The organism is Arthrobacter sp., from assembly GCF_030540645.1.
GTDB lineage: Bacteria > Actinomycetota > Actinomycetes > Actinomycetales > Micrococcaceae > Specibacter.
This window is the reverse complement of sequence record NZ_JAUNVV010000001.1, coordinates 17,584-42,063: the sequence shown is the minus strand read 5'-3', so window position 1 is coordinate 42,063 and position 24,480 is coordinate 17,584. Positions and strand designations below refer to the sequence as shown.

At 59.1% G+C, this 24,480-nt stretch carries 17 protein-coding genes; 5 read left to right on the top strand and 12 right to left on the bottom strand.

Going from position 1 to position 24,480, the window contains the following annotated elements; all coding sequences use genetic code 11:
- Positions 1–80: 80 nt before the first annotated feature.
- From Q4P21_RS00155 to Q4P21_RS00130, 6 genes are all read right to left on the bottom strand, one after another.
- Positions 81–2,003: a DUF6541 family protein gene (locus Q4P21_RS00155; protein ID WP_369598829.1), complete on the bottom strand. Its 1,923-nt coding sequence runs from the start codon at positions 2,001–2,003 to the stop codon at positions 81–83.
- Positions 2,004–2,163: 160 nt separating this feature from the next.
- Positions 2,164–2,931 (bottom strand): ABC transporter ATP-binding protein, encoded by a 768-nt coding sequence (locus Q4P21_RS00150; protein WP_303386847.1) that lies wholly within the window; start codon positions 2,929–2,931, stop codon positions 2,164–2,166.
- Between the two features lies 1 nt (position 2,932).
- A complete protein-coding gene (locus tag Q4P21_RS00145) occupies positions 2,933–3,802 on the bottom strand; it encodes an ABC transporter permease (protein WP_303386846.1) in 870 nt (289 codons plus the stop codon).
- On the bottom strand, positions 3,803–5,794 hold the full coding sequence (locus Q4P21_RS00140) for a glycosyltransferase (protein WP_303386845.1): 1,992 nt from the start codon (positions 5,792–5,794) through the stop codon (positions 3,803–3,805).
- Positions 5,791–6,975: a UDP-galactopyranose mutase gene (glf, locus tag Q4P21_RS00135; protein ID WP_303386844.1), complete on the bottom strand. Its 1,185-nt coding sequence runs from the start codon at positions 6,973–6,975 to the stop codon at positions 5,791–5,793. Before glf ends, Q4P21_RS00140 begins: the two co-directional genes overlap by 4 nt.
- Positions 6,976–7,774: 799 nt before the next feature.
- Positions 7,775–8,071 carry a hypothetical protein gene (locus Q4P21_RS00130; RefSeq protein ID WP_303386843.1) on the bottom strand — a complete coding sequence of 99 codons (297 nt, stop codon included), beginning with the start codon at positions 8,069–8,071 and terminating at the stop codon, positions 7,775–7,777.
- Positions 8,072–8,104: 33 nt separating this feature from the next.
- On the opposite strand from Q4P21_RS00130, the gene Q4P21_RS00125 reads away from it, so the two are divergent.
- A complete protein-coding gene (locus Q4P21_RS00125) occupies positions 8,105–11,704 on the top strand; it encodes an FtsK/SpoIIIE domain-containing protein (RefSeq protein ID WP_303386842.1) in 3,600 nt (1,199 codons plus the stop codon).
- A gap of 18 nt (positions 11,705–11,722) precedes the next feature.
- Here Q4P21_RS00125 and Q4P21_RS00120 read toward each other — a convergent pair whose 3' ends face one another.
- On the bottom strand, positions 11,723–12,073 hold the full coding sequence (locus tag Q4P21_RS00120) for a hypothetical protein (protein ID WP_303386841.1): 351 nt from the start codon (positions 12,071–12,073) through the stop codon (positions 11,723–11,725).
- 361 nt (positions 12,074–12,434) lie between these two features.
- Between Q4P21_RS00120 and Q4P21_RS00115 the strand changes: the two genes are divergently transcribed.
- Positions 12,435–12,683 (top strand): WhiB family transcriptional regulator, encoded by a 249-nt coding sequence (locus Q4P21_RS00115; protein ID WP_207343814.1) that lies wholly within the window; start codon positions 12,435–12,437, stop codon positions 12,681–12,683.
- A gap of 107 nt (positions 12,684–12,790) precedes the next feature.
- On the opposite strand, the gene Q4P21_RS00110 is transcribed toward Q4P21_RS00115, so the two are convergent.
- The 4 genes from Q4P21_RS00110 to Q4P21_RS00095 form a co-directional block, all read right to left on the bottom strand.
- Positions 12,791–14,269, bottom strand: coding sequence for a sensor histidine kinase (locus Q4P21_RS00110; protein WP_303386840.1), 1,479 nt, complete (start codon positions 14,267–14,269; stop codon positions 12,791–12,793).
- Between the two features lie 102 nt (positions 14,270–14,371).
- Positions 14,372–19,246, bottom strand: a complete 4,875-nt coding sequence (locus Q4P21_RS00105) for an NAD-glutamate dehydrogenase (RefSeq protein WP_303386839.1) — start codon at positions 19,244–19,246, stop codon at positions 14,372–14,374.
- Between the two features lie 58 nt (positions 19,247–19,304).
- Positions 19,305–20,993: a hypothetical protein gene (locus Q4P21_RS00100; protein WP_303386838.1), complete on the bottom strand. Its 1,689-nt coding sequence runs from the start codon at positions 20,991–20,993 to the stop codon at positions 19,305–19,307.
- The gene (locus tag Q4P21_RS00095; protein WP_303386837.1) at positions 20,990–21,631 is read right to left on the bottom strand and encodes a hypothetical protein; all 642 of its coding nucleotides are present in this window, start codon (positions 21,629–21,631) and stop codon (positions 20,990–20,992) included. The genes Q4P21_RS00100 and Q4P21_RS00095 overlap by 4 nt, the downstream gene beginning before the upstream one ends.
- Positions 21,632–21,891: 260 nt before the next feature.
- Here Q4P21_RS00095 and Q4P21_RS00090 point away from each other — a divergent pair, with 260 nt between their 5' ends.
- Positions 21,892–22,110, top strand: a complete 219-nt coding sequence (locus Q4P21_RS00090; RefSeq protein WP_303386836.1) for a helix-turn-helix domain-containing protein — start codon at positions 21,892–21,894, stop codon at positions 22,108–22,110.
- Positions 22,111–22,186: 76 nt separating this feature from the next.
- On the opposite strand, the gene Q4P21_RS00085 is transcribed toward Q4P21_RS00090, so the two are convergent.
- Positions 22,187–22,747 carry a hypothetical protein gene (locus tag Q4P21_RS00085; protein ID WP_303386835.1) on the bottom strand — a complete coding sequence of 187 codons (561 nt, stop codon included), beginning with the start codon at positions 22,745–22,747 and terminating at the stop codon, positions 22,187–22,189.
- Positions 22,748–22,945: 198 nt separating this feature from the next.
- Between Q4P21_RS00085 and Q4P21_RS00080 the strand changes: the two genes are divergently transcribed.
- Both Q4P21_RS00080 and Q4P21_RS00075 read left to right on the top strand, forming a co-directional pair.
- Entirely contained in the window at positions 22,946–23,761 is an 816-nt protein-coding gene (locus Q4P21_RS00080) for a LysM peptidoglycan-binding domain-containing protein (RefSeq protein ID WP_303386834.1), read from the top strand.
- Positions 23,762–23,841: 80 nt separating this feature from the next.
- Positions 23,842–24,420: an Rv3235 family protein gene (locus tag Q4P21_RS00075; protein WP_303386833.1), complete on the top strand. Its 579-nt coding sequence runs from the start codon at positions 23,842–23,844 to the stop codon at positions 24,418–24,420.
- Positions 24,421–24,480 lie beyond the last annotated feature (60 nt).

Sequence of the window (24,480 nt, the reverse complement as noted above, 5' to 3'; positions counted from 1 at the left end):
AAACAGCAGAGGGTCCCGGTCCATGGACCGGGACCCTCTGCTGTTTCAAGTCAACCTTCCGGCAACCTGGATTGCCTTAGCTACCAGCAGGCGGTGACCTTGTAAAGCTTGGCATCAGGGCCAGCTTGATCGATTAGTTTCATTGCCTTTGATGTCGACAGGTCCAAGACCCCGCCGTATCCCGGCATGGTTCCTGTCACAGATCTAGTCCCAAAATCCAAGGCGTATTTCACATTGAGTTTATGTACCGCATCACAAACCCAAGGGAATTCGTCAGCGCTCTTCAGTCCGGCGTTGACGATGTCCACGTCCTTCCCGTGAGTCGTCAGAATGTGCGGCTGGACAACTTCCCTACCCGAGAAGGCATAGGCCAGCGCTGTGCCACTACTGGGCATTCCAGCGATGACCGCCCCCGGCGGCACATGAGTATCTAATCTGTTCAGCAGCGCAGTTTCATCAGGAGTCAACAGCCCCGACGTGGGCGTGGACGTGTAGGCGTAATAGGCATGCTGAACTGCCCAGTTCATGACGCCGTATTGAGTGGCAAAAAGTAGTGCGAGAATTCCTGCCGTATAGACAACGGTGCGCCGCCTGGTCCGGACTCTGCCGGAAATTGCCTCGCCACTAGACTTCCTGTGGCCCATCACTGCAATCTTGCGATGCACGGCGTCCCACAAGTAGGTGGCTCCAATGACAGCCGGACCGAGCATGGCCACTGGTAGCAGAGCCGCCAACCGGTTGCTGTCGTAGTACCAAACACCGGTCAGGAACCAGCGCGGGCTGAAGTTCAATCCGGCTGCGTAGAAGAACAGCACCCCTGCGACAACGAATGTGCCAAGAATCCACAGTTGCTTTCGAGAGATCCACAACCTGAGAAGACCAACCACCATGCAAATGGCAATGATGGTTGCTGCCGGGCGCCCCAAGGCTCCGCCGAGAAAGACCTCACCAATTGCCTGTGGCGGACTTTCAACAGCGCCCCACCCTGCAGCTCCCGGCGGTGGACGAAACTTCCGCCAAATTATCGCCAAGACCACCAATGAGGCGACTGCGATGCCACCAGCGATGAGGACGGATCGCCGTCGTTCTGCAGTGTTCACGGGAAAAAGTGGCGCCACCTTGCCATACGCCAAGAACACGACTGCAGGAAGCACGAAAACAAGCAGTGCCATCAAGGTGCTCGGGTGTGCAACAGCCACAGCCGGAACAGAGACGAGAACAAGAAGCCAGGCAATGGGCGTGCTTGGTCGATAGCCTCTGGCGACACCCAGTGCGCTGAAAGCCAGGCCCATGGCCGCAGGCAGAAGCGCTATGGACAGCAGGTTCGGGTACAGAACGCCCCAATCAACCATCATCAGCGGGAACCCGGTGAACGCAGGAACGAAGATCATTGCCGCCACGGTACTTATAAGCCGCTCACCAACCAGGCGGTGCACAAGGTACAGGCAGCCAACCGGCCACACAAGCGCCCCGATGGCGATGTTGGTGACGTTTACAGCAATTGGGATGCTCACCCCCGAGGCCATCGCCACGAGGCTTGTCATTGCATGCCATGCCGAGGGGTAGGCACTAATGCCCGTAAACGCACCAAGGTTCAATGGAGATGCGTTGCCGGACTCAATGGCCCAACGCACAGCATTGAGATGGAAGACGTTGTCATACGTTTGGGAGATACTCTCGGGGGTGATGAATGCAGTACCCATTTGCACGGCTATAAGGGCTCCAGCACCCAGCAGGCCGGCAATAGAGGCAATAATGATCGATCGGCGTTGTGGGGTCCAGACAGGATCAGGCCATTTGCGCGTCAAGGCCAGCTTTATCCCGAATGCGAGAACCGAGACCACCAGAACACCAATTCCATAGGAAAGGGGTGTCCAACGAACATGAACAATCGGGAGAGCCAATGAAAGCACACTGGCCAAGGCGACACTGAAGACCGGCGCAAGCAAGACGGCAGACAACCCACGGACCCGCACGGCAAGGGAAAAGAGAAGACCAGGCACGAAAAAGACTGCCCCCGCTAACAAAACAAAAGGTACAGCTTCCCACCAAGTCACTCCAGCACCGCTCCCTAAACACCATAAATCCTGCCGGACAACATGTCCGGGCAGCACACAAACAAAATATTCTGACTCAGTTAAAGATCAACTATCACGACCCCGGTCAGCTGGCGACTTCTGACCGCCTGCGCAGTTCCTTGACAACCACGTGGACGTCGTCGTCCATGACGACCTTGCCGTGTTCAAGCAGCACTCCGCGATCACAAACGGTTGAGACCAGGTCCAGGTCATGGCTGACCACAAACAGCGTCTTGCCGGCAGCTGCCAATTCCTTGATTTTCTTGATGCACTTGCGCTGGAAGGGTTCGTCACCAACCGCGAGGATCTCATCGATCAAAAACACCTCGGGATCCGTGTGGACCGCAATGGAAAAAGCCAGTTTCAGATACATGCCGGACGAATAAAACTTCACTTCAGTATCGATGAACTCGCCTATTTCGGAGAATTCAACGATCGAGTCGAACATGGTCTCGATCTGCTTCTCGGTCATGCCCAGGATGGCGCCGTTGAGGTAGACGTTGTCGCGTCCGCTGAGGTCGTGGTGGAAGCCTGCACCAACTTCGATGAGGCCGGCCACCCTCCCCCGGGTCTGGACCGTTCCGCCGTCGGGCTGTAAAACGCCTGAAATTAGCTTCAGCAGCGTTGACTTTCCTGAGCCGTTCAAGCCAAGCAGCGCCACCGTCTCCCCTTGGGCAACATCCAGCGAGATGTCCTGCAAGGCGTCAAATCGCTTGGACAAGTCGCCCCTTCGGCCCTTCACAAGCCACACAATGGACTCCTTCATGGAGCGGGTATTGCGCAGCACGAAAACCTTGCGAAGGTTTCGGCAGGTGATGGCGATGTTGTCGGCTACAGCCTCGGCTACGGGCATTCTAAAGCTCCTGGGCAAAATGGACAGCGAGTCGACGGAAGATGAACTGACCGCCGAAGAGTACAGCCAGTGAAACCAGCAACGAAATAGGCAGCCAGAAAGCGATCAGGTTGGGCGGCATCTCCACCATCCCCAGCTGGTCAGCACCCAAGGTGGGGTACCAGAATGCCCAGTGAAAGATCTCCACAGCCACCGTCATGGGGTTCACCTGATAGACCCAGAACCACGATCCCAGCGCATCTCTGGCCATGGTCCACATGTAGAGAACAGGCGACGCCCAGGTCACAACCATCAAGATCATGTCCACAATGTTTTCCGAATCACGGAAGTACACGTTGACAGCCCCAAAGAGCAGGCCCAAGCCCGTGGCGAGAATTGCCACAACAATGAATGCTGCAATGGCGGCCAGCAGCTGGAAGGCTGAGGGCTGCCAGCCCACCAGCAGAGCTGCACCAACCAGAATAACCACCTGAGGCAGGAAGTGGGCGGCGGAGACCCAAATGGTCGCAACCGGGAAAAGCTCCCGTGGTAGGTAAATCTTGCGGATCAGATCCCTGTTTTCCACGATCGAGCGGGTGGAATTTCCAAGTGCTTCCGTGAAAAAGTTGACCAAAACAATCCCGGAGAACAGGTAGATGGCGTAGTTTGGCGTTGCTTTTTGCAGATTGAGGAAGATGCCCAGCGCCACGAAATAAATCATGAATTGCATCAGCGGCTTCACATACGACCATAAAAGCCCCAGCACGGATCCACGGTAGCGAACCTTGATTTCCTTGCGCACCAGCAGCTTCAGCAGGAATCGGTTTGAATAGACTCCCAGCAGGCCGCGACCGCTGCCAGGTGTTGTCAACTCATTTTTGACCTCGGGCATCTACCGGCCGTCCACTGAATGCTGGTCGAATGTTTTTTTCCAGGCTTCCATGGACGTTATCTCGCCAATGGCACTTCGATAGCGCTCAGCCAACTCATCCCATTCCTTCACCAATCGAACATGGAGCCTGGCAGATTCGGCCAGCATGGAGCGCAGCAGCTTGGGGTCACGCTGGTACCAGGACATGCCGGTGCCTTCAGCATTCGTCACCACAACAGAATCGTAGTGCGCAAGTCTGAACCAACGGCTGTCGCGGTGTGCCAGCACACCCTGTGGGCGTACGGCTGAATCGGCATCAGGTGCTTTGATCAGCTGGCGTGCAACTGTCTTGAGGCCCCAGGAGACCAGGTCTTTTTTCCTGGGCATGCCGATGGCTGCCCCACCCAGAGGCCCACGGCCGAGCCTTGGAGCCGGGAAATCATCAACGTTTTCCTTCAGTTGCGCGTCTGCGTAATGCGTGCGCAGGGCGTTGATCTCCGGTAGTTTCGTTGCCAATACATCGTGGAGCTGTTCCGGACCCTTGAAGATGTCCTTCAACGCTTCCAAACGGCCGTGCTCAGTGAAGTACTGCATGGACACCAAATGTTTGACGTCCGCCTGGACGGATTCCCGAAGGACTCGGCCGCCTTTGGGGTAGGGGCTGTAGATCAACGTGGTGATGAGGCGATTGCGTTCGTGGAAGTAGGACTGCCAGCCGACCATGTCGTCCTTGTCCAGCCACGAAACGTGCCATACGGCAGCCCCGGGCAGGCTGACGGTCGCGAAGCCGGCAGCACGGGCACGCAGACCATATTCTGCGTCATCCCACTTAATGAACAAGGGAAGTGCCAAGCCAATTTCGCGGATCACTGCGGTGGGGATCATGCACATCCACCAGCCGTTGTAATCCACGTCGACGCGGCGGTGCAGCCACGATGTTTGGCGAAGGTTGGAGACGCTGAAGTCATGGCGCATGTCCATGTCCGCGTGCGGAATGGCCGGAACGATGCGGTGCGGGTCCACCACCTCGCCAAAGGTGTGCAGCACACTGCGATTGTGCAGGTCAAACATGTGTCCGCCTACAATCGTGGGCTTCTTGCAGCGGTCGGAGAAGGCCAACATGCGCAGAATGCTCTCGGGTTCCACCACGACGTCGTCGTCCAACAACAGCGCATAGTCGCTGCCGTTTTCCACTGCCTCATACATGCCGCGGGCAAAGCCGCCTGAACCACCCAAGTTGCCCTGGTCGATGATCCGTAGCTTGCTGCCCAGTGCGGCGGCGACCTCGGCAAAGCCTGCTTCGTCCCGGACCTTCTTGGAGCCTTGGTCAACAATCAGGATTTCCTTGACGTTTACCAACGCATCTGGATTTTCAGCCAAGAGGCGGGCGTTGTTCAAGCAATAGTCGGGCTTGTTCATCGTGGTGATCTCAAGTGTCACCTGGCCGTTGGTTCGAGGTGCCTCCAGAAGAGTCCATTGGGCCCCTTCAAGTGTCAGGCCATTGTGGCCTGCGGCAAGGTCGAACCAGTACCAGCCGCCGTCGCCAAAAGGCACCAGCGAAAGGTCAAACACTGAAGTTGCTGCGCCGCTGACACTAATGCTTTCCACATGCTGAATGGAACCGCGTGCGTTGGACTTGCTCACAGTCACGCTTCCGCCACCGGTGGTGGTGACTTCAAGCCTGACATTCCTCACATCGGTCCAGCGCCGCCAATAGCTGGCCGGAAAAGCGTTGAAGTAGGTGCCAAAGGAGACCTGTTCACCGGCGCGTACGTTCATCGAACGACGCGAGAGAATGTCGTCGAAGTGCACGTCGGGGCCACCGGAGCTGAAGAGCTGAAGCTTGTCTTCAGGCAGTTTGGGGCTGCGCGCCAACTCATCGTTTTCCCGCAGCCGTATGCCACTGGCAGAGCCGGCGTCTACGTACAGCGGAAGCGTGTCCACCTGGGATTCGGTGGGAAGAATGATCCTTTGCAGGACTGCCAACTTATTTTCAGCCTCGACTACGCTCACGCGTCAACTCCTCCGCTTTGCAGCTTCGCACCGCCAGTAAAGTGCGGCTTGATCTTGTTGTCGAACATGCTCAGTGCAGAACCGATGGCCATGTGCATGTCGAGGTACTTGTAAGTCCCCAGGCGTCCGCCGAACAGCACGTCCTGCTCGCCGCGGGCCAAGTCGCGGTAGGCCAGCAGCTTACTGCGGTCATCGCTGGTGTTGACGGGGTAATACGGTTCGTCACCCTTTTCGGCGAAGCGCGAGAACTCGCGCATGATGACCGTGGCGTCCTTGGTGTAGGAGCGTTCGGGATGGAAGTGGCGGAACTCGTGGATGCGCGTGTATGGCACGTCCTCGTCCGGATAGTTCATGACCGAGCAGCCCTGGAAGTCCTCGATGGGCAGGACTTCCTGTTCCAGGTCGATGGTGCGCCAGGACAGGTCGCCTTCGGCGTAGTCAAAGTACCTGTCAACGGGACCGGTGTAGATCACGGGAACCTGGCCGGTAACAGCCTTGCGGGAGTACTCGCCGTCGTCAAAGAAGTCGGTGTTCAGCACCACTTCAATGTTCGGGTGGTCGGCCATGCGCTCAATCCACGCTGTGTAGCCGTCAACCGGCAGGCCCTCATGGGTGTCGCTGAAGTAGCGGTTGTCATAGTTGTAGCGCACGGGGAGTCGGGAAATGATCGACGCCGGCAGGTCCTTCGGATCCGTTTGCCACTGCTTGCCTGTGTAGTGCTTGATGAACGCTTCGTACAGCGGACGGCCAATGAGCTGGATGCCCTTGTCGTTGAGGTTCTCCGGGTCGGTCCCCGCGAGTTCGCCAGCCTGTTCCTGGATCAACGCACGAGCCTCACCAGGGCCCATGGAGGATCGGAAGAACTGGTTGATAGTGCCCAGGTTGATGGGCATCTGGTACACCTCGCCCTTGTGGGAGGTGTACACCTTGTGCTGGTAGTTCGTGAATGCGGTGAAGCGATTCACGTACTCCCACACACGCTCGTTGGAGGTGTGGAACAGGTGAGCGCCGTAGCGGTGCACCTCAATGCCGGTCTGCGCTTCGTTTTCGCTGTAGGCGTTGCCACCAATGTGATGGCGGCGGTCCAGCACAGCCACCTTCAGACCCAATTCCGTGGCGGCACGTTCTGCAATGGTCAGGCCAAAGAAACCTGAACCGACAACGACCAAATCAGCGTTCACAAACTCTCCTGTGGTGCTTGGTGGCGATTTATGGGCACAGCAGTGCCATGGGCTACCTCCCTAGGTTACCTGACCGCAATCCACACTCCCCTCCATGGTGGGAATCCTCACAACGTTTTGGCGGCTTCCCAGTGGTGTTCTTTCCCCCACAGGGGGGCCTGTAGGTGAGCTTACTGACAAAGTACGACGCCGGATCCCAGCGGCGCCGCCGGCACACCTAGGCTCGGAAACAGACAAACAAACAAGCAGGCACCAGGAAAGCAGCGACTGCCGCTGCGGTGACGCAGTTGGTCCTGCTGTTGCAGGTGTCTGCCAACGTTGTTGACGGACTAGCCTTCCCGGATTGTTCATTGGTGTGGGGCGTTTGGGAGGTAAGGTAATGCTGCTTGAAGTCACGGTCGTAGCTGGCCCCGCTCCCGGCACCGGACCAGTACCTCCGGTTGCTCCCTTTTCGCCCACGGAGCTCAGCGTCACGTGGCCGTCCGGCCAATCAGGGTCAAGCGATTCCGGTCTGTCGTTGCAACGTGCTTTGGTACAACGCTGGCCCGGTTGCTTTTTCACTGTCGCAGGCCAGCCGATCCATGTTTTGGAAGCGGGCACAGTCCCTCTTGTCAACGGCGCTGTTGTAGTGGCTTGGCAGGATATCCCGGGTCACCATGAATCTGGTTTCGCTGACAATGCATATAGTGACCGCACCCCAGACGTCCAGCGTCCTCAAGCTGACTTCCAAGATCCTGACGGGTCAATCACAGCAGTGCTGGCGGTTTGTGCAGGACCAGGGGCAGGCGCTATTTTTGCTTTACGCAGGGGAATATACTCGCTGGGCCGTGGTCAGTGCCGCATCCGGGTGGAGGACGCTTCCTTGTCCAGGCACCATGGCACGTTGGTGGTCAATGCCCAGGGGATTACGCTGCGTGCCACTGAGGGTTCCAGTGGATTCAGCATTCGTTCCAGCAATGATCCACCGACTGCAAGCGCCGAGCGTATCAATGGCACGGTGGTCCTTGAAGTGGGAGACTCGGTTGCCTGCGGGAGCAGCATCCTTGAGCTTCGTTTCCATCACCCGGTGCGGACTCTTTCGGGTTTCGAACCTCACCTACTGGATTCTGCGGCGATGAGGCCTTTGTCTGTGTCAAATTCTACTGGCTCCCAGCGCAGCCGTGTCGCCTTTACTGTGGCAGGGTGCCTGCCCTTGGTGTTGGGCGTGGGGCTTGCACTGGTGACTGGTTCGTGGATGTTCCTGGCCTTTGCTGCCATGGGTGCCATGGCAGCGCTGGTTCCTTTGTTCGGTGGACGCAAGCGGCGCAATGCGTTCCGTGGCGCTGTCGACGCTGCGGTTCGGCAGGATGCCAGCCGGCGTTCGTATGCCTTCCCCGATGCAGCAACGTTGGTGGCTGCCAGCCGGGCAGGGCCCGCGCCTACCCAGCCCCAACGTTCCGGGGTGCAGACGGCGCTGCGTTTTGGCACTGCTGACCAGCTGGCTGCGCTCGAGGTGACACCTGCCGATCCAGGATTCTCGGCTCCGCGGCTGCCTGCACTCCCTTTCTGCATACCGCTGTCGGAGATGCCCGTCAACGTCAGGGGACCAGCTGGTGCCGTGCTCTCACTGTTGCACTATGTGGTGATGCAATTGGATGCTGCCGACATTCCGGTGTTTCTGCTCGGTTCTGCGGGTAGCATCCCCTTGGCGGCCAGGTTCCTGCCCCACATAGTGCTTGCAACGTCGGTCTCTGCGGCTACCCATGCCCTGGCACAATGGCGTCGTGGTGCGGGCGTTGGCTCTGGCGCCCATGCGGCGGTGTTGCTACTTGTGGATGAGCCGGTCGGTACCTGGATCAGTCCCAGCCCGGGGCTGCGCGTTGTGCACTTCGCAGTCCACCCTTCCCGTCACCAAGGCACATTGGCAAGAACCTGTGCTGGCACACAGCCCCAGCATGCTCCGGCCGGACCATCCACCGGATCCCTCACTGCCTCCTCATCCGGGATTGACGCTGCCGACAGTGATACCGCTGCAATGTCCGCCACAGTTGAACTGCGTGCTGCAGGGAACCATCTAGCAGGCACTTTTGCCAATCATGACTTCATACCCGATGGTGTACCGCCCACAGTATTTGACGCCTATTGTCGGCATCGTGCTTTATCCGTCGCGGGTCTGGAAAAAGGACCTGCCGTGCAGGCCTCATTGGAGCCCAATACGCTGCCGCTTCGTGAGCTGTGCTCGCGTGATGCTGTCGTAGCGCAATGGAAGCTCTCCCGTGGAGGCCCACTTCGCCCAATTTCTTTGGGCCAATCAGCTGAGGGCCCCACCAAGTTTGATTTTCTCCACGACGGTCCGCACCTGCTGCTTGGAGGCACCACAGGATCGGGGAAATCAGAACTTCTACGAACTCTTGCGGGGAGCCTGGCAGTGGCGCACTCCCCCGCAGACCTGCAGTTTGTGTTCTTTGACTTCAAGGGCGGCGCAGGGTTGGGAGCGTTGTGCAAGTTTCCGCACACCAGCTCACTTATTACTGATTTGGGCGGCGATGCCATGGACCGCACCTTGGCATCACTGCGTGCCGAACTCCATCTGCGTGAGGCTGCGCTTGCCGTCTGCGAAGTTGCCGACAGCGACTCCTACCGCGCAGCTGCGCTGCATCATGGTGCTGTTGAACTCACAGGAGCGCATGGCATGGCCCACCTGGTGGTCATCATCGATGAGTTCAGGGTGCTAGTTGACCAGTTCCCCGACGCCATGGCTGAACTCATGCGCATTGCCGCCGTGGGGCGGTCGTTGGGCATCCATCTGGTGATGGCAACCCAACGTCCACAAGGTGCCTTGAATGCAGATATCCGTGCCAACGTGACAAGTTCAATCTGCTTGCGGGTGCAGTCCACCTTCGACTCCACGGATGTCATTGGCACCGGTGTGGCCGCAGCCATCAGCGTGAGCACCCCAGGCCGGGCTTTCATCAGCAAGGCCGGCGCTTCGCCACAGGAGTTCCAAAGTGCAGCCCTCCGCCTGCCTTCTGTTGGCACCGGCCTAGGACCCGTGTTGGAGGATCCCGGTGAACGGGTGTCCTTCCTACCTGCCCACTCCCCAGATCCAGGAGGCATCACAAGCGACGTGTCTGCTGTTGCCGGCCTCATGATTGAGGCGTGGCAGCACTACCGTTCCGAGGACACCACGCTTCAGCCAGCAACTGCCGTTATAGCCGCTGAACTGCCATCGGAGGTGCACGTGGGCCTCTCACACACCGAACGAGGCTTCGGTAGTGAAGAAGTCCCTTGCAATGAAGGAGCCCTCGGAGGTGAAGCATCACTGCTGCTGGGATTCGTGGACGTGCCGCTAAGCCAGAGCGTGGAGCCTTTGTTGTGGAACCCGGAACTGAACTCACATCTTGCTTGCCTGGGTGCCGCGCCCGAAAGTTCCCATGCCGTGGCGCTGGCCGCCGGGCAGGTGTTGGCAGCAAACAAGGCTGCTTCTCGACGCGCAGCATCCAACGGCCTAGCAGCTAGAGGCTCAGCAGTCACCGGCAGTCACGCCCCTCCACGGCTGCTGTATCTGTTGGACGGAGACGGCTCACTGCACCACTTTGCCGGCAGCCCTTGGGTGGGGGCACATGTAGGGCCGGACCAGCTCAGAACCGCAGCGCACCTGGTGGGCCGATTAGAGCAGACCGCCGGCGCCACCGCCCAAACCCTTATCCTATGCATTACCGACTGGGGACGCTGGGCGGCCGCATTCCGAGCCAGCCCCTGGCACGAGACCGAAGACGGCATTGCTGCCCTGATTCGCTTCAGCCATCCAAATCTGGTGGTCCTTGTGGGAGGAGGACGCGAACTCCTTTCCACCGCATTCCTGCCAGCAATCCCGAACCGGATCTTCCTACCCTTCGGTACCAGCCCAGAATCCACCATGTTGTGGCCCCGGATGCCCCGCTTCAAGCCCCTCCGTGGGCGTGGCACCATCGCTGGGCCCGTCAACGAGTTGGTTTCGCGAGACGGTGATGACGCTTTGCACATTGTGCAGCTCGGAAATATACCGTCAGTATCATCTCAAACAGTTGGCAGCCAGCACGGATCCAGTCGCGGAGGGTCCAACACCAGTCGCCACGCACGCTTGCCAATCAATGGAAGTGCAGCAGCTGGCACGCTCCGTGTCTCAGCTCTGCCGGATTCAGTATCCATGCAACAAGTGCAGGAAGCTCTTTCCGGAGAGGCCCCGGCTCCGGGCAGCCACGGATCTCGTGGAGTATCCGTCGTGGTGGGCATTGGCGGCGATGGCGCCCACCCGGTGAGGGTCACACTCGAACCCGGCACCGTGCTTCCGGTTCTCGGCAGTCCAAGTAGCGGGAAATCAAGTTTCCTTCAGGCCTTGGAAGATTTGAACAGCAGTTCTCTCCGTGGCACACTCCAGCCGCAGATAGCACCCCGACTGCTCTGGTTGGATGACGCCGCTGCGTTGACTCCCATGGAGTTGCAGCAGGTGACTGAAAGCCTGGCAGCCGGGATGGTGCTGGTGGCTGCCTTCAACTGGCCGGGCCCGGCCGTTTCCAGCCTGCCTTTATCTTGGGGCCTGCGGACAGCGCAGCAGGGCATCGTCCTCAGACCCCGGCGCGCAGCAGATGGTGAGCTTTTCGGCGTCCGATTGGACACCGCCGGAGCTGAGCCTTACGGGCGTGGGGTGCTGCTGGCCAACGGTGAACGGTCTTGGTTTCAGTTTCCGCTGCCGGGAACGTGCCCATGACGAAAGCGGCGCACGATCCTACAGAACCTTGTTGCTGGTTCCTGCGCGCAAAGAGAAGGCCACTACTTTCGGAGTGAACAGAAAAAACGCCACAGCCAACGGCGGCAACAGCAGCACCAGGCCCAATGCAATATTTCCTTCCAGCAAAGTCGGTGTGGCAATGGCCACCATCAGAAGCTGCCAGACAAACGCAGCCGACCTCGTCCAACGAAAGCCCCTATACGCATTGAGCGCCACGGCGCTCAAGCCCACCGCCAAGCCCAGGAGCAGGACGGAAAGAAAAATTGCGCTGGCCAGCGAAAAAATAGGCTGAGTAAACATTGAAATAACTGACCATACCCCTGCCACGCCAAGTGCCAGCGCTTCCAAACCCACCACGAAACTTACGACGTAAACACCTAGCGGCCGCTCAGAACCGTCAACCATGTCGCTTGTTTCTAGCGATGCGTCGTTCTTGGAATGGGGAGATTCAGCAGGAATCTGGCGATTGTTTTGCACACCTGCACCCTATCGGAGATTGCTGACTAGCAGCCGAGAAGCCCCGAGTCACTGTGATTTATCGCTCACGACAGGAGCGTGGATTTTCACCCCAAACCCCTTGTTTACGCCGTGTTTACGTGACACTCTTAACGCAATGACCAACTGGGGCCGATACCGGCCCCTTTCTTATGTGGCCCAATGTGAATTATTTCACAAGAGTCTCGCGTTCTAAAAGGAGTGAGTGATCAGCATGGACTGGCGTAGTCGCGCAGCCTGCCTCGACAAAGACCCGGAGCTGTTTTTCCCGGTCGGAAACACGGGCCCAGCGCTGCTTCAAATCGAGGAAGCGAAGAGCGTATGCCGTCGCTGCCCCGTCATCGACATCTGCTTGAAGTGGGCCATCGAATCCGGCCAGGATGCAGGAGTTTGGGGAGGCCTGAGTGAGGACGAACGACGCGCCATGAAACGCCGCGCCGCCCGAGCCCGCCGCGCCAGCTAGTATTTTTCAGCTGACCCGCAGCAGCAACCGCATCATTGCTTGCAATGGACTTTGGTTGCTGCTGCGGGTCAGCTGTGTTTAAACCACGAGTGACCTTGCCAGACGGTTCAGTGCCTGCTGATCAACGCCATTTGCAGTTCGACGACGGTGCCGCCGCCTTCCCTTGGCGACCAGTCAATGGTGCCGCCCAGTTCACTGGTGACAAGCGTTCGCACAATTTGCAGGCCAAGACCTTCGGCGATGTGCCCCTCCGGCAATCCAACACCATCATCAGCGATGGTCACCGTAAGGGCATCGTCTCCTGCAGAGTTCTTGTAGCGGTGGGCTGTGAGCCACACCGTCCCTTCCCTGTCCTGCAGGCCATGTTCGACAGCGTTTGTCACCAACTCGTTGATCACCAAGGCCAGTGGCGTGGCGAAGTCGCTGGGCAGTTCTTCAAAAGCGCCCTCACGTTCTGTGCGCACGCGCTGTGATGGTGAAGCAACCTCCGCGGACAACCGGAACTGCCGGTCGATGAGCTCATCAAAGTCCACGTTCTGTGCCAACCCCTGGGACAGGGTTTCATGAACCAGTGCGATCGTGGCCACACGTCGCATGGCTTGCTCCAGCCCCTGCCGTCCCTCTTCGCTGTGCATGCGTCGAGACTGCATGCGTAGCAGCGCTGCTACCGTTTGGAGGTTGTTCTTCACCCGGTGGTGGATTTCACGAATCGTGGCATCTTTCGTCACCAATTCCTGTTCGCGTCGGCGCAATTCCGAGACGTCGCGGCACAGCACCAGGGCGCCGAAACGCTCCGTGGCATCCCGTAGCGGAATGGCACGCAGGGACAGGCTGACGCCTCTGGACTCGATCTCTGTGCGCCAGGGCATCCTCCCTGTAACCACCAAGGGCAGCGATTCGTCCACCATGCGACGGTCTTTGAGTAAGTCAGTGGTGACTTCTGCCAATGACCGCCCTTCCAACGACTCGCCATCACCCAGCCGTCGGAAGGCTGAGACGCCGTTGGGGCTCGCGTACTGCACGATCCCGTCGACATCAAGGCGCAGGAGGCCATCCCCCACCCGTGGGGCCCCTCGGCGCGAACCCGTTGGGGAGGCAAAGTCCGGCCACAACCCCAGCGTGCCCATTTTAAGCAGGTCATAGGCGCATTGGCGGTACGTCAGCTCCAGCCGTGAGGGCATGCGTGAACTGGACAGGTCCATGTGCGTGGTGATGACCGCAAGCGTGTGACCGTTGCGGACCATCGGGATTGCCTCAACACGCATTGCCATGTCCGAGTTCCAGATCTTCGTCTCATGGGAGCGCTCAATGTTTTGGCTGGTCCACGCCGTCCGGATCAGGGGTGCAAGCTCAGGTTGCACTGCCTCCCCCACGAAATCTGCATGGAACATGGTGTGGGAAGTGGACGGACGAACATGTGCCAAGGCAACATAGTCCTCGCCGTTGGTGGATGGGAACCACAGCACCAGGTCGGCAAACGACAAGTCGGCGATCATCTGCCAGTCCCCTACCAGCAAGTGCAGCCATTCGGCGTCGCCCGGACCCAACCCCGTACTTTCCCTGATCATGTCCGCAAAAATTGCCATGCTGGCTCCTCAAAAAATGGTTGGTGGTGCCCGCCTGAGCAGGCAGGCACCACACAAACTGTTGCAACCGTGCCAGCACCACCGCCGTCAGTGGCAGTGACTTTAGCGCCGCACGATTGAACGCAAGAGCCTCAATGCTACAGACAGGGAAGCCATGTCGTCCTGTTCAAGGTCGTTGACTTCAGCAAACATGCGCTTGGAGCGGGTCAGTTGTTCTTCATTCTGCGCTTCCCACTCCGTGATCCGTGCCATGGGGGCGGTGGCGGCGTCGGTGCTGTCGAGGACATTGCGGGCCATGTCCGCGATGGTCGCATACAGATCATCTCGCAAGGCAGCGCGGGCCAGTGCCTGCCACCTGTCATTGCGCGGCAGTGACGTAATGCGCTCGAGCAGGGCATCCACACCATAGCGGTTGTACAGTGCGTAGTACACGCCGGCAACCGTGGATTCGGGTTCGTCTTGGCCTTCGCTGATCCTGGCGACGTCGAGAAGTGGGAACGTCTCAAAGAGTTCCGCCCACCGCCGTCCGAGGTCCGCAGGCATCTCAAAGGCAGTGGCACGTTTGTACCAGCTGGCCACACGTTCCACATCGACACCTTGGAGGAAATCGCCCATGTGAGTACCGAGAGTACCGACTACCGGCTTGAACCGTTTGACCACGTCTTCGATCTTTTGGTTGACGATGCCTTCATTGAGCAGCCAACGCAACGACCTGTCCAGGTGGCGGCGCATATCCAAATGAACAGCACACCAGTGCTCGGTGGAGAAACTCGGCGGCAGCTCCCGCAAGGCTGAGCGCATGGAGTCAAGGTCAAAGATTTCATGCAGTGCCACAAACGCCTTGGCAATGGCGACTTCACTGGCTGAGGTTTCTTCCAATGCACGGAAGGCAAAGGTAATACCGCCGAGATTGACCATGTCATTGGCCACCACGGTGGCAATGATCTCCTTGCGCAGTGGGTGGCTGTCCAGTTCTGCGTCAAAACGTTCAGCCACCTCGGCAGGGAAGTAGTGCCGCAGGGTTGACTTGAACCACGGATCCTCCGCCAAGTCACTGTTGGACAAGGAGGTGGCCAGTTCCATTTTCGCGTATGCCAGCAGGACAGCCAGTTCAGGCGAGGTGAGCCCCTGCCCGGACTCTACCCGTTCGCGCAACTCCGCATTGCTGGGCAGCGCCTCAATCTCCCGATCGAGGTCGGCTCGTTCCTCAAGCCAGTTCATGAATCGTTCGAAGCTGGGGCTGCCTTCGACCACGTGCTGGCGGTCATTGAGCAATAGAATATTTTGCTCGATGTTGTCCTCAAGGACCAACGTGCCAATTTCATCTGTCATGGACATCAGGAATTCCGTGCGCTCCGCCGGATCCAACTTCCCTGCAACCACCATCCTGTCAACGAAGATCTTGATGTTGACTTCGTGGTCGGAGCAATCGACGCCAGCTGAATTGTCTATGGCGTCCGTATTCAGGATGACCCCGTGCAGGGCCGCTTCGACACGGCCGCGCTGGGTCATACCGAGGTTGCCGCCTTCTCCAATGATCTTCACCCGCAGGTCGGCACCGTCGACGCGGATTGCGTCGTTGGTTTTATCCCCCACGTCTGAGTGTGATTCGCTGCTGGCCTTGATGTAGGTGCCGATGCCGCCGTTGTACAACAGGTCCGTCGGTGCCAAAAGTACCGCACGCAGCAGTTCCGGCGGGCTGAGCTTTTCCGTTCCCTCCGGCAGTCCCAAAGCGGCGCAGACTTGGGTGGAGATGGGGATGGATTTCAGCGTGCGGGAGTACACTCCGCCGCCTTCGCTGATGAGTTCCTCGTTGTAGTCCTGCCATGAGGACCGTGGCAGGTCGTACAATCGCTGCCGCTCGTCGAAGGAGGTCTCGGCGTCGGGGTTGGGGTCGAGGAAAATATCGCGGTGGTCAAAAGCCGCAACGAGACGCACTTGGCGGGTGCGCAGCATGCCGTTGCCAAATACATCTCCGGACATGTCCCCGACACCCACTGCCGTGAACTCCTGGCTCTGGGTGTCGAGGTCGAACTCGCTAAAGTGCCGCTTGACTGACTCCCACGCGCCGCGTGCGGTGATACCCATGGCCTTGTGGTCGTAGCCAACGGAACCGCCAGATGCGAAGGCGTCTCCGAGCCAGAAACCGTATTCTGCCGAGATGGCATTGGCCGTGTCGGAGAAGGATGCCGTGCCCTTGTCTGCAGCAACCACCAGGTAGCTGTCGTCAGCGTCGTGGCGCACCACGTTTTCCGGCGGTACCACCAGTTCCCCGTCTGGGGTGGCCACCAGGTTGTCGGTGACATCGAGCAAGCCACGGATGAACATTTTGTAGCTTTCCCGGCCTTCTTCCAGCCAGGCGCCGCGATCGATGGCCGGGTTGGGCAGGGCCTTCGCGAAAAAGCCTCCCTTGGCACCGGTGGGAACAATGACTGCATTCTTGACGGTCTGTGCCTTCACCAGGCCTAGAACTTCGGTGCGGAAGTCTTCACGCCGGTCGGACCAGCGGAGGCCACCACGAGCGACCTTGCCAAAGCGCAAGTGGCTGCCTTCCACCCGGGGGGAATACACCCAGATCTCAAACATGGGCAGCGGTGCAGGCAGGCCCTTGATGGTGGAGGGATCCAGTTTCAGGCTGAGGTAGTCCCGATCACGGTGAAAGTTGGTGCGCAGGGTGGAGTCGACAAGGTTGGAGAAGGTTCGCAGAATCCTGTCCGCATCCAACGTAGGCACGTTTTCCAATGCGGCATTGAGCCGCTCGTGGATGTTGGCTTGCATACCGGGTCGCACTGTTTCATCAACAGCCGGGTCAAAACGGGCCTCAAACAGCTCGATGAGTCCGCGGGTCACCTTCACATTGTGCAAAAGTGTGTCGGCAATCAGGCCGAACGAGTTCGTGTTCCCCATCTGGCGCATGTATTTGGCATAGGCACGCAGGATCATGATCTGGCGCCACGGCATTCCTTCGGTCAGCACCAGCTTGTCAAAGTGGTCCGATTCGCTGCGTCCCGTGAAGGCGGCACCAAACGCCTCGGTGAGCAGTTCCGCCGTCGCCAACGGATCAACGTCGCTCGGATATTTCAAGCCCAGGTCATAGAGGAAGAAGTCACGTTTGTCGTGTGTTTCAATCTCAAAGGGCCGCTCGTCCAGAACTTCGATCCCCAGGTTGTGGAAGAACGGCAAAATCTTACTCAAACTTTGCGGGTGTGCCATGTACAACTTCACGCGCGCATCGGCCTGCATGAGTCCATCCGTACTCTCCGGCAGGTAAACGTGCATGCCAGGAGCACACTTATCCGGGGACATTCCAGCTGCAACCACAGCCTTGTAGTCTGCGTCGAAGCTCTCAAACCGGGCAATGTCGGCTAGTGCATCCTCCACTTCGAAGCCGACCCGATAACTGGCCGGGAACGCTTCGGACCATTTGTTGACGAGCCGGTCGGCCACATCCAGGGGCTGGGAGTGTCGAAGGACCTGGGAAATGCCTTCAGGCCAGGAACGTGCAGCCAGCACAAGGCGCTGTTCCAGCTCCGCCTCGTGAAGCTCGGCAGGAACAAAGTAGTCCTTGGGCAGGCGGATGCGGAAGAACAGCCGTGCCAATGCGGACTCACTCATGCGGGCTTCAAAGTCGATGGAGCTGGCGTTGAAGGTGCGCATCAGTTCCCGCTCAATGCGGTGGCGCACTGCGGTTGTGTAACGGTCACGGGGAATATATACCAGTGCTGACATGAAGCGGCCGTAAATATCTGGGCGCAGGAACAAGCGGGTGCGACGGCGTTCGGCCAGCCGGAGGATCCCGTTGGCGATCTCGATCAGGTCTGCAACCTCGATCTGGAACAGCTCGTCGCGAGGGTACGTGTCCAAGACCGCAAAGAGGTCCTTGCCCGAGTGTGAGTTGGGCGGGAAGCCAAAGTGGCGCAGCACCGCGTCCACTTTTTCCCGCACCACCGGAATATTGCGCACCGAGCCGGTGTAAACCTTGGAGGAAAATAGCCCGATGAAGCGCTGCTCGCCATTGACGTTGCCTTGGGCGTCAAAGGACTTAACCCCAATGTAATCAAAGTAGGCGGCGCGGTGGACGGTGGAGCGCGAGTTGGCTTTGGTGATCACCAGAACGCGCTTTTCGCGGGCCTTGCGCCGGCCCGTTTTGGTGAGGTGCTGCACAGCGGGGTGGCCTGAGCCATCGCGCATCACACCGAGTCCGCTCCCTTCACGGTTGACCAGAACGTCTTCGCCATTGCGCTTTTCAAGATCGTATTCACGGTAGCCAAGGAACGTGAAGTTGTCCGCTTCCATCCAGTGGAGGAGGTCTTCGGCTTCACGCAGGTCCACCAAGGACTCCCCGGAAAGCACCGAGGCCAGGATTTCGGCTCTGCTCAGGGCTTTCTCGCGCATGGCTGGCCAGTCTTCCACGGCAGCCCTGACGTCGGAGAGGACCTTGGCCAGGCCAGCAAGGATCTCCTCTTTCGCCTGAGCACTGGTTTTGCGTATCTCAACGGCGATCCAGGATTCCAGGAAGGAGTTATTGTCTCCATCGCCTAGAAGGTGGGCGATCGTGGGCATGGCGGAGGTGTCACCGCTGGCCACTCCGGCGTGTGAGGGGACCTTTGTCACCTTTGTCAGGTCGTTACTGGTCTTGTCCCGCGACACCACAAAGACGGGGTGAGTGACAAGGTGGATGGCCATGTCCTGGCGCACGAGCTCGGCACTGACGGAGTCGACGAGGAATGGCATGTCATCGGTGACGATGTAGACGACACTGGCCTCGCGCTCATCACGAATTTCCAGTTTGGGCTGCCCTGGGGTCCGGTTGGCTGCCAGCTCCTGGTGGATCCAGGCCCTGTCATTGAGCAACTCGGGATCGTAGAGACCGGCGTCTTCTTCGGATAGTTGCACAAAATAGTCATCCAAGAACGACTGGCCACCGTACCTGGTCTGGTCTTGCACAGGTGTGTGGCTATTTGAGTGCGATGACATAAAATTAACGCCTCCGTGAGAAAGTTAAGACCGCTTCATTGCGCTCCTCCACTTGAGCCTAGCCTTGAACTTCAAGCTTTGCAGTGGCTTTTACTACAGCACCTTTCAGCTTTTGTTGGTCAGCTGCACAAGTGATCTCTTGAATCGCGCGTCGCAGCGGCGCATCGGGAGCAACCTCCATCAGCAGCCTGCCCTCCAGCAGGGCTTTGTCTGTCAGTTCCGGATCCCACGGCAGAAAATGACTGATTTTCTGCACCGGCCCGAAACGATCCCAGGCTTGCGCGAGCGCCTTCTCAGGGGAACCACCCACCGCTTTGCGACGCACTTTGTTCGCCACCACACACACTTCGGCGCTGGGACACACCTGCGCCAGCTCACCCAACCCCTTGATGAGGCGCGGAATGCCCACGGGATCACTGTTACCCACAGCGTAAATCAAATCAGCCTGTGACAGCACCGCCAAATTGGCTGCGTTGCGCCGTGGAGCAACGGTGTCGTAGCTCAGCTCTTCATCACTCTCCAGCGCAAAACCACAGTCCACCACAACCAATTCCGCCATCTCCCGTGCCAACCTCAGAACCCGTTCGACGGCAGCTGCCCGTAATTCCGGCCATCTGTCCGCCCGTGTCAGTCCGGTCAGAAGGGAAAACGATCCCTGTGAGAAAACCAGTTTCGTGGTGATCTTTGCCAGCGCAGCCAAAGTCAATGCTCCTTGATCAGCTGCACGACAGGCCTGGGCAAACGACGCGGATTCGTCCAACAGCCCCAAAGAAGCGGCGATGCTCGCACCGTAGCTGTCCGCGTCGATCAGCATGACCTGGCGCCCAGCGGCAGCGTGTTCGGCCGCAAGATTGATGGCCATTGTGGTCTTTCCCGGCGCACCGATCGGGCCCCACACGGCGACGATGCTGCCGGGTGTCGTCGGCCCACCGCCGCTGCTGTCGCTGGCCCGAGCATCGTCACGGCTTTGGATCCGGGTTGTGCCCTTACCCGAGCTCACGTCGTGGACTCTATTGCTCCTGCTCTTGCCCTTGGCCTTGCCGAAGCGGAGACTGTCGGCGATCTTCATACCCCAACCTCCATGGGGCACCGCGCGGTCGTGTTTAACTGGGGTTTGAACATTCTTTGGGGCACCAAGGTCAGCAGTTGTTCGAGTGCTGGGACGTGGGACGCCGGCAGCGTGAGAGCTGGCCGCGGAATTTTTTGCTGCTGGTCTGCCTACCCCCTTGCTATCACTGCTGGCGACACTTCCGTTGGCACCGTCATTGTCAGCACCGTCACTTGCGCTACCTTTTCCCGAAGGCCAGGACGCTCCTGCGTCGTCCGCAATCGCTGGCGTGCCGAGCTGGAAATCGGTTCCGGCCGTTGGGACGGCATATCCGGATACGCTGGGATGGCGACGGCCCTCAATCGCCTCGCAGACAACATCCGTCAGCAAAAGTGTTGTGACATGCGCGGTGACTACAGTGGCACCAATACCGCGCAAACGCCGCGCCTCCTCGGGCGAATCAGCGACCGCGACGACGCTGACACCCACCGCCGTGAGTCGGTCTATGAGTGTCGCCGTCAGGTCTTCGGTGAATCGGGCCACAACGGCCACTTGAGCCACCCCGCTTTGACAGGCCGCCAGCAATTCGGCCAGTTCCGGGCAGCGCCGCACAATGCGCAGCCGACCCTGCTTTTGCGCCAGTTCGTCAATGACTGCCGCTTCAGTGTCCCCCACAGCAATAACAGTCACCGCCATCATGGAGCGGCTCCAGGATTCCAAACGACAGAGACCTTGGCCTTGTTCGCTACAGCACCTATGAATTTGGGCATCTGTGCATCTGTGACAAGCACCATCAACTGCACATTTCTACTCGATCCAAGCGAGGAAGCAGCAGCATTTACGGCCGCAACCTCTGCCCCGGGCAACATGAGGACCGGGGATTTGAATCCATTGCGCTCATCCGGCAGTGACACCCACACGTCAACGTGGGAGCCAACAAGAACTTCCTTCGGTAGTGACTCCTCGAGGGTGACAGAAACTGGCTTGCGATCGAGTGCGTCGGTGCGCCCAATGCTTGAACGGGGCACGATTTCACCCTTGGGCACCATCCGCACGGCAACCGCATTTTTAGCCAATGCTTCGCCGGGGTCAAGGTATTTGTCACTGGCTTCCCCTAATTGCACGTCGATGAGGGTGAAGGACTCGACAGTGATCTTCTGGCCCACAACCAGCGCATCGCGTGCCACATACATGGGTACGGTTTTACCAGCATTTCCCACCAAGGCCACGACTGCCGCCACTGACGCCAGAACCAACAAGATGCCGATTAAGAGCCTGGGATCCTTCCACGACGGCTTCCGCAGCCGAGGAACTTGCCCCTGTCCGTCCATCGCCATGGTTCCTCCCCCTAGGAAATCACGCCACCACGTGGTGCCGGTATCGATCGAAGGATCCGCCGTCGCATCCAGTGTTGGCGGTTGCGTGCACCGCCATGGTGCAAGCTGCCGCCGTCTACCATTTCTACCGTCTATGCGCTCCGGTTGAAAGGCCTTTTCCGCATCTTCGTGAATTCTGTGGACAACGAGCAGTCTTGCCTGGCCTGTGGATATCTCCATCCAACCTCGTCAAACGCTGTCAAAGGAGGGATAATGACTTCATGCCCCGATTCCTGACATTGGCCGACGTTGCCGAACAGCTGCAAATCTCCGCTGCTGCCTGTTATGCACTGGTCCACAGTGGAGAACTGCCAGCCTTCCAAATTGGGGGCCGCGGGCAGTGGCGCGTGGATGCCGCAAAGTTTGAACAGTACATCGATGACCGTCATGCTGCTGCCCGAGCCATGTTGGCTGCAGAGGCTTCGACGCCTGGCAGCTGAAGCACACGTTGACTTCGCGACGCATCGCAACTCTTACTAGCCAAGGCAGCTGCCCCTGGCACGGTTGCGGCCAAGTTCAGAACTCGTTGTCCGCTCCAGACGCCAGCGAAACCATGGCAGCCATCGGAACCACAATGCTGCCTTGGCTGTTGTCACGCACCCGGCTGACGCCGTCGGACAATTGCAGCAGCTGGACATAGTCTGCACCCACTTGGTCAAGCACCCCCCGCGTGGTGGCTTGGCGTGCACTGTCCAGCTCCAGCACCAGCATCGATCTATTGCGAGCCAAAACACGCAGGGCAGCAGCAAAAGTGTAGGGGACTTTCGACGGTGCGGAGGCCCGTTGAATGCCCAATCCCGACACACGCGAGATCATGCCCACGGGCAACAGCACTGAGCGGCTCCCTTCCTCCAGCAATACCCACTCTGTTTCCACCCGGCGAAGCTGCCCGTGAAAGACAGTGCCCGTTTTCATGATGATGGACAGCTGGCTATCCATTGCGCCACGCAACGCCTCAGCCAGGGTCAACCGAGACGTTTCAATCCGTGCCAGTTCATTGATGCGGCGCTCAAGGTCCTGCTGTGAGACGGCCTCCATCTGCGTCTCCAAGTCACCAAAAAGTAGTTCCCATCGCATGGCGCAACGCTAGACGTGGGCCGCTAGGGCCGTCAACCAGGCACGCTGCTACCTGCACCATGCACTCCGGCGTCTGAGCACGGCGCTGTCCACAAAATTCACTGAGCTATGGACAGCAGCACTCTAAGTGGGTCAAACTATCTTCAAGATGATCTAACGATGTCAAACAGGTTCAAACTAGCTCAAGGGAGAGTCTAGATGAAACGACAAATGCATGCAGATCTGGCCATGACCGCCGCGGTCCTCCTACTTGGTGCCTCGCTGGTCTACAGCGGTGTTTCACTCCTGCGTCTTCGACGGAGCGGGGTTGGATCCGAGCACGCGCAATCATTTAACTTACCGGAGTTGGTGGGAGTTGCCGGTGCTGGTGCAGGCATCGCCCTGCTGTTCTGGTGGTTGCTGGCCCTGGTCTGTGCCTGCCTTGGCGCCGCGGCTCGATCAATGGGAGCCCCGCGGCTGACAGCGCTCACTGAAGCGTGGTCACCGGCCTTCATGCGACGCCTCGTTGCAGCCGTGCTGGGCATGAACCTACTCGCCGCTCCCATGCTGGGCGCAGCTGAACCCCCCGGCTTGGACCCGCTGTGGCAGGCCGGCACAGTGTCAACATCGCCAGCCAGCACCGCATCCACAAGTGTCACCGGTGACGCCGGTCCACCTGAAAGTTCCACACTTGTGGAACCTCAGTGGATCCCACACCCGGTCGCAACTGAGCCTGGCCCGATGTTCCGCCCACCGACCCGCGAAGTCCGCCCACCCATCCCGACGGAAGATGGCCAGACTGGAGGATCAGGGTCGAACATCCCGGCAGCGGAACAGCCCGATGAAAGCCAAGTCGTCGTCAGAAGTGGCGACAGCCTCTGGAGCATAGTAGCGACAACGCTGGGCCCGTACGCGAGCGATCTCGATGTGGCCATGGCCTGGCCGAACTGGTACAACGCCAACCGGTCAACGATTGGTCCGGATCCGAACCTCATCCTTCCCGGGCAGGTACTTTCGGCACCGCCTGTCTACTAGCCAACCGGCCTGCCAACCAACCCCTAAGACGCAGCCAAAATTTCAACTGAAACATCTCATACAGCGCAAAGGAGCACCTCGTGAGAACAGCGGCCATCCCCCAAATCGGAGCCCCGACTCGTCTTGTGGTCACCCACATTCGGCCCGTTGAGCCCATCAATTCAGTACCCGGCGGGGGTACCGTTGTACCGCTGCCCAGCCAGCTCGAACGCGTGAATCCCCCACACCAGCGAGTACCTGCAACCAGTGCAAACAGCGTAGAGCCCCTGGACCCCGAAGCTGCCGAACGGGCGGTGGTGGGAGCGATGTCACGCAAGGTGGCGCAGGCAACCGTGGAGGTGCTCAGCGGGGTCCGGTCAGTGCAGCAGCTAGCACGCTGGCTAGATGCCAGATGCCTGAGTGCACTCACCACGCGGGCCAGGCTCCATGCCGAGGCATATCGGGCTCAGTCCCGGCGCCAGAGCCAGGCACCGGGGGCAGCGAACGTGCATACTTTGCGACACCAGCCCATCGTGCACTCTGTGCACTGCAGCGCTGTCGCTCCTGGGATCTTTGAAACGTCCGTGGTCGTTGCCGACAAGACACGATTCCGTGCCATTGCCATACGCTTTGAACTCACCCAGGGCCTGTGGAAAGTCACCGCTTTGCAAATTGGGTAGGCACGGGGCGCCCAAACAAAAAACATCCGCGGCACGGTGACACCGCAACCTTCGGCAGCA

Excerpts from the sequence above, each read along its gene's own strand:
- Q4P21_RS00115 (WP_207343814.1), top strand. The coding sequence starts at position 12,435 with ATGGACTGGCGTAGTCGCGCAGCCTGCCTCGACAAAGACCCGGAGCTG.
- Q4P21_RS00080 (WP_303386834.1), top strand. The coding sequence starts at position 22,946 with ATGAAACGACAAATGCATGCAGATCTGGCCATGACCGCCGCGGTCCTC.
- Q4P21_RS00110 (WP_303386840.1), bottom strand. The coding sequence starts at position 14,269 with ATGGCAATTTTTGCGGACATGATCAGGGAAAGTACGGGGTTGGGTCCG.
- Q4P21_RS00090 (WP_303386836.1), top strand. The coding sequence starts at position 21,892 with ATGCCCCGATTCCTGACATTGGCCGACGTTGCCGAACAGCTGCAAATC.
- Q4P21_RS00145 (WP_303386846.1), bottom strand. The coding sequence starts at position 3,802 with ATGCCCGAGGTCAAAAATGAGTTGACAACACCTGGCAGCGGTCGCGGC.
- Q4P21_RS00085 (WP_303386835.1), bottom strand. The coding sequence starts at position 22,747 with ATGCGATGGGAACTACTTTTTGGTGACTTGGAGACGCAGATGGAGGCC.
- Q4P21_RS00150 (WP_303386847.1), bottom strand. The coding sequence starts at position 2,931 with ATGCCCGTAGCCGAGGCTGTAGCCGACAACATCGCCATCACCTGCCGA.
- Q4P21_RS00095 (WP_303386837.1), bottom strand. The coding sequence starts at position 21,631 with ATGGCGATGGACGGACAGGGGCAAGTTCCTCGGCTGCGGAAGCCGTCG.
- Q4P21_RS00105 (WP_303386839.1), bottom strand. The coding sequence starts at position 19,246 with ATGTCATCGCACTCAAATAGCCACACACCTGTGCAAGACCAGACCAGG.
- Q4P21_RS00100 (WP_303386838.1), bottom strand. The coding sequence starts at position 20,993 with ATGATGGCGGTGACTGTTATTGCTGTGGGGGACACTGAAGCGGCAGTC.